The sequence below is a fragment of the Candidatus Binatia bacterium genome (assembly GCA_036382395.1).
Taxonomy (GTDB): domain Bacteria; phylum Desulfobacterota; class Binatia; order HRBIN30; family HRBIN30; genus JAGDMS01.
Genome location: DASVHW010000187.1, coordinates 1 through 3,799 on the forward strand (window position 1 = coordinate 1; position 3,799 = coordinate 3,799).

Below are 3,799 nucleotides of genomic sequence, written 5' to 3' on the forward strand. Positions count from 1 at the left end.
GCAGACGGCAGACTTCAACGCGCTTGCAAGGCGCAACGCTCATCGAACCGGACATGCAGATCTGTCGGGTAGCTCAGCCATTGCTGGCTTTCGCCCCCACAGAACCCACCGTGCGGCGTTACCGCAGTGGGCTCTTCAGAAAGGACCTGAGGCGGGTCGATCATTGCCGCCATGCCTGGTGGATCACCGGTTCCGGAAGAGGGAAGGCGATCAGGAGCTGGCGGTAATTCGCCCAGTTCATGCAGCCCTTTTGGCTACGTTTGCCGAGCACCTTACGCCAGTCCTTGACGACGCATGCCTTGAACACGCGCAGTGATCGATAATTGAAGATCACTCCGAAGTACTGATAATGACCGTTCAGCACTTGACGTAGCCACCGATGCTGTTCCCGTAGCGGAGCATGCATGCGGTGCTTCATCTCTTCTCGGATTGCCTTCAGCTTTCGAGCAAGGCGCTTGGCTTGCGTCTTCCTCTTGACCATGAACTTGTTCTTCCTGGTTTTGGCGCAGTAGTGCGTGAAGCCCAGGAAGTCGAAGGTCTCCGGGCGTCGCTGCCCAGCGGCGGTTCGCTCGTGGGCGGCGAACCGCCCGAACTCGATCAACCGGGTCTTGCCCTCATGGAGCGACAGGCCGAACTGCAGCAGCCTGTCTTTGAGATCCACGAGGAGCTGCTTCCCATCTGCCTCGAACTGACAGCCGAACACCATATCATCTGCGTACCTACAGACGATCACCGTCCCGGCTGCCCGCCGTCTTCTCCATTGGTGAACCCAGAGGTCGACGACGTAGTGAAGAAAAACATTCGCAAGGATGGGGCTGACCCCCGACCCCTGCGGAGTGCCCGACTCCACCGGTCTCCATTGGCCGCTCTCAAGGACGCCGGCCTCGAGCCACCGCTTAATCAAGCGGAGCACCCGGGGGTCGGCGATCCTGTGCGCCAGCATTCGCATCAACCATCCGTGGTCAACGGAATCGAAGAAGGTGCGGATGTCGACATCGAGCACAAAGTTCACACGCTGCGTCATCAGGGCCTTGTCTAGGGCAGCCAAGGCCGAATGCGGGCTTCGCTCCGGCCGGAAGCCGTGGCTGAACCCCAGAAAGTCGGCCTCGTAGACGGCATTCAGCACTTCGGCCACCGCGCCCTGGACGATCTTGTCTTCCAGTGTCGGAATGCCGAGCGGGCGGAGACTGCCGTCAGCTTTCGGGATGTAGGTGCGGCGCACTGGCTTGGGCCAGTACTGCCCGCTGTGGATCCTGGCGTGCAGACGCTGGAGATTGACCTCCAGATTCCGCTCGTAGTCCTCCACCTTCACCCGATCGATCCCTGGACTGGCCGCGCGTCTCTGCCGCCGAAACGCCCTTTCGAGCGCGGCAACGTCGACGTGATGCAGCAGTGCCGTGAACCGTGTCTGGCCAGAACGTCTGGCCGCCTCATTCACACGCTCGAGGTTTGGCTGCAAGGGTTGCCAGCGCTGTGTCTGGCCCTTCGCCTGCCCCGGCGTGATCCCTTCCTGCCGCTCCCTTTTCTCCATCACCTCGTTTCCTTCGGTGACTTCATCGATAATATGGAGCGGTCCGACTCCCATCCGCGATGCGGCGAACTGTGGTTGTCCCTCGTTCGTCGCCCCCATCGGAGACCAACCGATGGACGCGGATGGGCCTCATAGGTTCCGGAATGGGCCTTTTGGTCGTGACGTAGTCCCAGCCCCCGGCGGAGCATCCGGTCTCTCGCATAGCGAGACCCGATGTGCTGCTTTCGCTGGTGCGGGCGCCAGCTCTGCCTCCACAACATGCCGATTTCGGGAGTCAATTCCACACCCCGTCCAACCGCTGTCTACGCTTCGGACCCCGCGTTACCGCGACGCCCGCAAGACTCGCTCCCGTCCTGCCTGCTCGGCTTTGGACGGACCAGACTTTCACTGGCAAGCTCATTCCAGCTTTCCTATCGCACCCCGCACTGGGCTCCCCAGATGACTTTTGCGAAGACCTCCGCTTCATACCGTTGGATGCAATGTGCGAGCTGATGGGAGCTCGAACCACGGTCGATCGCTCAAATACACCCAGCTGATCCGCTGTCGTTGACCTCGGCGTTGCAGGGCGTGCACCCAGTGTCGCTGGACTTCATGGCGGATCCAGCTGAGCTTGCGGTCGCAGTGGTGCAAGGCGAAGTACTGGTAGAAGCCGCGCAGCATCACCGTGAGGTGCTGCTGTTGTTGGCGTCTCTTCCAATGTCTGTGTCCAAGCAACCACTCGCGGGCGCGAGCGAGGAACTTTCTGCAACTCTTGGTGCTAGGAATACGGATCAGGGCGAAACGCCCTGCTCGATCCTCCCCACAGACGTGCTTGAAGCCCAGAAACTCAAACGTCTCGGGCCTATGTCCGTGCTTGCGCCGTTCGACGGCCGCAAAACGCCCAAAGAGCAACAGCCGGGTTTTCTCCTCGGCCAGCTCTAGATTGAACTGCGCAAAACGTTCCCGCAATTGGCGCTGGAAATTCTGCGCGTCTCCCCAGAACTGGAAGCTTCCCACAAAATCATCCGCGAAACGCACCAAGTACGCCTCGCCCTGGCACTGTGCTTTGAATTTCTTTTCAAACCACAGGTCGAGCGTGAAGTGCAGGTAGATATTACTCAGCACAGGCGATATTGGGCCGCCTTGTGGCGTGCCCTCATTGGTTGAAATCAGTGCCCCATCAACCATCGCCCCGGCCTTAAGCCATTTTCCAATCAGCTTAAGAATTGCCGGGTCGGCGATCCGGTGGGCCACCATCTTGCGCAACCACTGATGACTGATGCGGGTGAAGTAGCTGCGAATATCGGCCTCGAATACGTGGTTCACCTTCTTGGACACGATTTGCAAGCGCAGCGCCTGCAGAGCGTGATGAGGGTTGCGCCCCGGTCGAAAGCCGTAACTGCAGTCGAGGAAATCCGCTTCGAACACTGCCTCGATAATGCGCGCTACCGCTCGCTGCAGCAGCCGATCCGCGACCGTGGGGATCCCCAAAGGGCGCGTTCCGGTTTTGCCTGGCCCTTTGGGTATTTCAACCCGCCGAACCGGTGGCGCGCGATAGGCGCCTGCTCGAAGTTGTGTACAAATCTCCTCGACCCGCTGCTTCAACTCGCTCTCAAACTGCTCGGTGCTCTCCCCATCGATCCCACTGGCCGCGCGCCGGTTCATCATGCCCCACGTTTCCGTGAGGAATTCCGGCGTCAGCAAGTGCGCCAACGAGGTGAATCGCACCGTGCGATCCAGTTTGGCCTTCTTCGCTATCTGACTCAGTTGCGTTGACATCATGTTCCTGCCTCTGTGAGTGCGGGTGATGTTTCCCGACAGTCAGCCTTCATCTGCTTCGCCGCTTCCCCGTGTACGCAGTTTTCCTGCGCTCTGAGTACTACCAGCGAATCCGACTTCCACTGCAGCGTCTGCCTTTCTCAGGAATGATCCATTCGTCCAGCATACTCCGCTCGTTTCCGCTCCGAGCCGAGACCACAGTGGATCTCTCAGGTTCCTCAATGCTTCCGTTTCCGAACGTGCCGTGCTCTCTGACCCCGCCGCAGTCTCCGGTCACCATCGCCTCTTGCGGTGACCTACTATTGCCTTCCAGCCACTACGACTCTGTCGGCCTGCGGTTTATTATCATCACGAGGCTCAATCGCTTCACTTGCGTTACGGCCCGCTCGTCGCCCGTGCCTACGCTTAACTCATGTCGTTGCCTCCATGAGACCAAGGCTCGATTCCCGGTGGGGCGGCTCGTTCCCCTTTCCGGTGCGGGAATTTCGCCCGCTGGAAGCATCAGGCTTT

At 59.8% G+C, this 3,799-nt stretch carries 2 protein-coding genes; both read right to left on the minus strand.

Going from position 1 to position 3,799, the window contains the following annotated elements; all coding sequences use genetic code 11:
- Positions 1-160 precede the first annotated feature (160 nt).
- Positions 161-1,630 carry a group II intron reverse transcriptase/maturase gene (gene ltrA / locus VF515_08610; protein HEX7407694.1) on the minus strand — a complete coding sequence of 490 codons (1,470 nt, stop codon included), beginning with the start codon at positions 1,628-1,630 and terminating at the stop codon, positions 161-163.
- A gap of 363 nt (positions 1,631-1,993) precedes the next feature.
- Entirely contained in the window at positions 1,994-3,292 is a 1,299-nt protein-coding gene (ltrA, locus tag VF515_08615; protein HEX7407695.1) for a group II intron reverse transcriptase/maturase, read from the minus strand.
- Between the last annotated feature and the right edge of the window lie 507 nt (positions 3,293-3,799).

Excerpts from the sequence above, each read along its gene's own strand:
- ltrA (HEX7407694.1), bottom strand. The coding sequence starts at position 1,630 with ATGGGGGCGACGAACGAGGGACAACCACAGTTCGCCGCATCGCGGATG.
- ltrA (HEX7407695.1), bottom strand. The coding sequence starts at position 3,292 with ATGATGTCAACGCAACTGAGTCAGATAGCGAAGAAGGCCAAACTGGAT.